The sequence below is a fragment of the uncultured Chryseobacterium sp. genome (assembly GCF_913776365.1).
Lineage (GTDB): Bacteria > Bacteroidota > Bacteroidia > Flavobacteriales > Weeksellaceae > Chryseobacterium.
The window spans coordinates 1-5,417 of record NZ_CAJYMO010000237.1 but is presented as its reverse complement, the minus strand read 5'-3'; the positions used below and the strand labels follow the sequence as shown (position 1 = coordinate 5,417).

Here is a 5,417-nt window from a genome sequence, read left to right as displayed (position 1 = left end):
GGGACTACGGCGATACAAAACTGAATCTCCCGAATTTCAAAAATCAGGGGTTTTCATTCAGCCAAAATAACATTTTTATAACAACAAAACAACAGGTTGGCGAAAAGCAGCTTACCGTTTCAAATCCGGTATGGGAAAATGTTTCAGGGAAGGATCTTTATGAGATAAGTAAGGATCTGCTTCCTGGTAATGAAGTAAAAGATGTAGCTTATTATAGCTATGAAGGCCAGCGGTATGCCAGCATCAATGTATCCCTTTTCAAGAAGGTAAACGGCCAGGTACAGCGGCTTTCATCCTTTGAAATTTCAGAGACCAACCTCTCCAACACAGCCAATAATGCCCTGAAAGTAGGCACTACCAACAACCCGCTTTCCACAGGGAACTTTTATAAAATACGCGTGGATAAATCCGGGATCTTTAAGATCACCAGGCAGTTTCTGCAGGATAACGGCATCAATCCGGCTTCCGTGAATCCCAAAAATTTCAGGATCTACGGAAACGGGGGAATCATGCTTCCGGAATTCAACCAGGACACGAAATACAGTGCCCTCCAGGAAAATGCCATCCAGGTGGTAGGGGAAGATGACGGGGTATGGAACGATGGCGACTATGCCCTGTTCTATGCACAGGGGCCCAACGGATACAATCTTTACAACCAATTCAACGGTAATGGCTTCAAGAGAGTGGAAACCAGAACAGATGCCGCTGAGCATGTAAAAAATATCTATGAGGATTACTCCTATTATTACATCAATTTCGACAAAGGTCCCGGTAAAAGGGTTCAGCCGGTAGATCTGAATCTTCCGTCAACACCATTGATTACCAGATATGACAACTACCAGTATATCGATAATGATCAGAAAAACCTGATGAAAGTCGGAAGAACCTGGGTGGAAGATGCACCGTTCATTACGGATAAAACGGTAACTTTTACCACGGCATCCCCTATTCAGGGCAGCGACAATATCAGATACAGGGCAAAGGTAATTGCCTATAAATCCCAGAAGAATACGGTTTCCATCAACTTAAACAATCAGAATCCTGCGTCACAGCTGGTTCCGCAGCCGGACCTGAGTTCTACCTACGAATTCTACCCGGTCACCTATTCCGGAGCCATTACAGGACTGAACGGAAACCAGCTTACCTTCAATATCAAACCTGACATCAGTGTCAATCCCAACGGTACGTTCTATCCGGATTATTTCGAAGTGCAGTACAAAGACAACCTTACTTTCAACGGCAGCCAGATGAGCTTCAGGGATTTCTCCCTGGTAAGCGGCAGTGGTACCACCTATGGTTTCAGCGTATCCAATGCTTCTTCCGCAGAGCAGATCTGGGATGTTACCGATATAACCAACGCCAACCGGAGAGTCAACAAGGCTGCCGGAAACGGCACTTTCAATTTTGCCTATGCCGCATCCAACCCGAGTTTCAACAATGAATTCGTTGCTTTCAGGGCAGATGCAGCTTTCAGTCCCCAGTTTCTGGGAAGAATCAACAACCAGAACCTTTCGGCGCTGCAGAATGTAGACTATCTGATCATCACGGTTCCTGAGCTCATGGGACAAGCCCAGAGACTGGCCAGCTATCACCAGACCAAAAATAATTACAAGGTAGAAATTGTAGATACCGACAGGATTTATCATGAATTCGGAAGCGGAAGCCGGGATCTTACCGCCATCAGGGATTTTGTCACCAAACTTAATACCCCTTCGGGAGCACTGAAATATGTATTTATCCTCGGGGATGCTTCCTATGATTATAAAAATAGAATTTCCAATAATTCCAATATCGTATCCGGTTATCAGAGTGAAAATTCTATGGACGTCATCCGGTCTTTTATTACAGACGATTATATTGTAATGACTGCTCCGCAAACGGCACAGTACATAGAATTCAATCTTCCGGATCTTCCGGTAGGGCGCCTTCCGGCCTCAAGCGTAACCGAGGCCGCCAATATGATGGACAAAACCCTGGCTTACTACAACAGCCTTCCGGGACAATCTACCCCTTTCGGGGAATGGAAAATGAAGCTGGACTTTGTGGTGGATGATGATAATGACGGTGGCGGTAATGTACCTTTCCACACGGTAATGAACAGTTCCCTGGCAAATGTTTTTGAACAGAACAACCAAGACCTTAAAGAATACAATGTCCGAAAACTGTACCTGGATGCATTTCCTGCCCAGAGTACCGCCGGAGGGCAGCGTTACCCTCAGGTAAACCAGGCAATTGCCAATGATATCGGCAATAGCCTTTATCTTTTCTATTTCGGGCATGGGGGTATCAACGGTTGGGCTCAGGAACGGGTGCTTACCCTTTCTGAAATACAGAATGCCAATAATTTCTCCAATGTATACAGCCGGTTCCCTTTTGTATCTACCATTACCTGTGAATTCACCCTTTGGGACGATCCGGAAACTTCTTCCGCAGGTGAGCAGTTTATCAAGCTGAAACAGGGAGGCCCTGCCACCATGATTACTTCAAGCCGTGCGATTGATGTAGGCTACGGAATAGACTTTACCAATATTTATACCCGTAACATCTTTAAGCTTACTGGTGATGATTTCGAGACGCTGGGATATGCCCACCTGAATGCCAAGAAGCAGAGAGGTGCTTCTTCCGAGCACCTGAAGGTGAACTTCCTGGGAGATCCTGCCATGAAGCTGAGCAGGCCAAAAAGACTATTGGTGATCGACAATATCGATACGCCGGTTCCGGGACTCATCAGAGGACTGGATTTTATCAAGGTAAAAGGCCACATCAATAACCCGGACGGAACTGCAAATACCACTTTTAACGGAAGAGTAGTCGTTAACATTTTCGATAAGAGATTAAATAAAAAAACCCTGAATAACGATGGCGGACTTACGCCGGTCCTCCAGTATACGGAGGAAGGAAGTGCCATCGTAAAAGCTTCGGGAATTGCCGTAAACGGTGTTTTCACCGTAGAATTTTACGTACCCAAAGACATCAACTATGCTGTAGGCGAAGGACGTATCCTGGCGTATGCCGATAATAAGGCAAGTGACGTTTTCAATAATCAGGTGGTACAGGTAGGTGACATCAACCCCAACGGGATCAATGACAACGAACCGCCAAAAGTGAAACTGTACATGAACAACACCAACTTTGCAGACGGCGGAATTACCAACCAGAGCCCGATGCTGCTGGCCTGTGTGACCGATGATACAGGAATCAATTCCACGGGATCCGGCATCGGACATGACATTACCGTGTACCTGGACGGGCAGATCATCAATACCGTCGTCCTGAACGATTTTTATTCCCCGGGTGAAGGAAACGGGTGCCTCAGCCCCAGCCTTGCCGAATACCAGAAAGGAAATGTAACCTACCCTTTCAGGAATCTTGCCGTAGGACAGCACCAGCTTACCTTTAAAGTTTGGGACATAAACAATAATTCGACAACCTCTACGTTAAACTTTGAAGTTAAGGATGAAGCCGACCAGCACCTGATCATCAACCGACCGCTGAACTGGCCTAATCCGTTTACCAATAAAACCTACATCCAGTTTGAGCATAACTGCGATGATATCCTGGATGTGAATGTACAGATTTACACCATTACCGGGAAACTGGTAAGAACTTTATCGCAGCCGGTAGTGGCAGAACCGTTCCTGCAGGGCTTCAGAACCCCGCGTCAGGCCATTGAATGGGACGGAAGAGACGATTTTGGGGCAACTGTAGCAAAAGGTACGTATATTTTTAAGATATTTGCAAAAAGTCAGAATCAAGAAAAATGCAAAGGAAGCGCTACAGCTGTAGAAAAAATGGTACTTTTGAAATAATTTTAAAACGAGAACAATAATAATATCATTAAAAAACTGATAATATATAAAAGACAACATATGAATTTAACTACTAAACTGCTTTTGGGATTTGGGTTAGGTGCCGGTTTTCTAGGCTACTCTCAGGATTTAGGCCTTGTAAGACCTGTATTAACCGGAGCCCCTTTCTTAAGAATTGCACCGGATGCAAGAGCCGGAGGTATGGGTGACCAGGGTGTTGTTACCTCCCCTGACGCCTTCTCACAGTTCTGGAATGCCGCAAAATATCCTTTCAGCAGAACAAGCTCTTCCGTAGGGATCAACTATACGCCGTATATGGGAAAACTTACCAATGATGTATTCCTTCTGTACGGAGCGTTCCACAAATTCTTAGGGCAGGAAGAAAGATCTACTATCTCCGCAAGTATCTATTACTTTAATATGGGCGAAGTAGACCTTACTCAGTTAGTAGGAAATGAAGTTGCTTCCCTGGGTACGTCAAAACCGAATGAATTCTCCATTGACGTTGCCTACGGCCTTAAGCTTTCCGATTCTTATTCCATGGCTGTTACCGGTAGGTATATCCGTTCCGACTTAGCCGGAGGATTCAACACCGATACTACCCTGAAGCCTGCCAATTCATTTGCAGTAGACGTTTCAGGATACTATACTTCTCCCCGATTTTCAGGCCTGGCCAGCATGGACGGTAAAATCAATGCCGGTTTTGCTATTCAGAATCTGGGTCCTAAACTGGATTATACCGGAAATGAAGAATCAAGGTCCTATCTGCCGACCATGGCAAGACTGGGGATTGGATACGACATGTACCTCGATGACATGAACCGTGTAGGTCTGAGTGTGGAAGGTTCCAAAATCCTCGTTCCGGGATCCGAACTGCTGAGAATTGAGGTAGATCCTAACACCAGACAGCAGCGCCCGGTATACGGAATCCCTAACGTAGGCCCGATTGCAGGAATCGGAAAATCTTTCAAAAACCCGAACTCTATCATGTACAGCGGTGCTCTGGAATATTCTTATGACAATGCATTCTCTGTGAGAGGAGGTTACTTCCACGAAAGTGAAGAACAGGGCGCAAGACAGTTTGCTACTGCCGGTATCGGATTGAAGTACCGTTCTTTCGGGCTTGACATTTCCTATCTGATCAATATGTCAAAAATCAATACTGCTTTGGATAATACCCTTCGTTTCGGTCTTACATGGAACATCGGTGACGAAACTTCCAACGTGGATTATTAAAATACAGCAACTGAAGTTGATCAACAGGCTGCCTTTTTTGAGGCAGCCTGTTTTTATTTACGGATGCCGTAAACAGTCAATGGTCAATCCGCTACGCTGGTCAATGGTCAATTTTAACATCAGCCTGTAATTCAACGCTGGCGCAAGCTTCCGAGCTTGTGCCCACCACAAAATGTTCTGCATCCTATACAAAGGGTCAACTTTCAGCCACTCTGAAAATTCACTTGCGGAGCAAAATTGACAATTCACTTTTCACTTATAGTCAATGGTCAATTCCTGCGGGTCAATGGTCAATTTAAGTTCAGCCTAAAAATTCACTTGCGAAGCAAAATTGACAATTCACCATTCACTTATGGTCAATGGTCAATTTTT

At 45.1% G+C, this 5,417-nt stretch carries 2 protein-coding genes; both read left to right on the top strand.

Annotated features, from left to right (window positions below):
- Positions 1-3,809: type IX secretion system sortase PorU (gene porU, locus QZ735_RS12190; protein ID WP_294248776.1), on the top strand; the 3,809-nt coding region annotated here is incomplete at its 5' end.
- 60 nt (positions 3,810-3,869) lie between these two features.
- Entirely contained in the window at positions 3,870-5,045 is a 1,176-nt protein-coding gene (gene porV, locus QZ735_RS12185; RefSeq protein ID WP_294248773.1) for a type IX secretion system outer membrane channel protein PorV, read from the top strand.
- The last annotated feature ends 372 nt before the right edge of the window (positions 5,046-5,417 follow it).

Coding starts and splice junctions, on each gene's coding strand:
- porV (WP_294248773.1), top strand. CDS start 3,870: ATGAATTTAACTACTAAACTGCTTTTGGGATTTGGGTTAGGTGCCGGT.